Origin of the sequence: Streptomyces milbemycinicus, assembly GCF_002154605.1 — a bacterium.
GTDB classification, from domain to species: Bacteria; Actinomycetota; Actinomycetes; order Streptomycetales; family Streptomycetaceae; genus Streptomyces; species Streptomyces milbemycinicus.
The window spans coordinates 1,040-1,298 of the sequence record NZ_MUNE01001036.1; the positions used below are offsets into that span (position 1 = coordinate 1,040).

General features: G+C 72.2%; 1 pseudogene. It reads left to right on the top strand.

What is annotated here, in order from left to right:
• Nucleotides 1-259: pseudogene (locus CCN51_RS55535) on the top strand (zinc ribbon domain-containing protein); the annotation flags it as partial.

Here is a 259-nt window from a genome sequence, read left to right on the forward strand (position 1 = left end):
GCCCGAACACCGCGTGCGGCTACAGCACCGGCCGGGACAACGCCGCCTGGCAACGGATCGGGGCCCGCGGTCTGGCCCACCAGCACAAGACCAGCCTCGACCGCAGCAGCAGCACCTTCGTCATCCGCAGCGTGGTCGAGGCCCTGGACCGGGCGAGCACGGTCCAGCATCAGACCCGGGATCGCACCAAGAGCGGACCCACAGCAAAACGCCCTGTGCCCGGGAAGCGGCGCAGGGCCCCCGCCCCACCCGACAACCG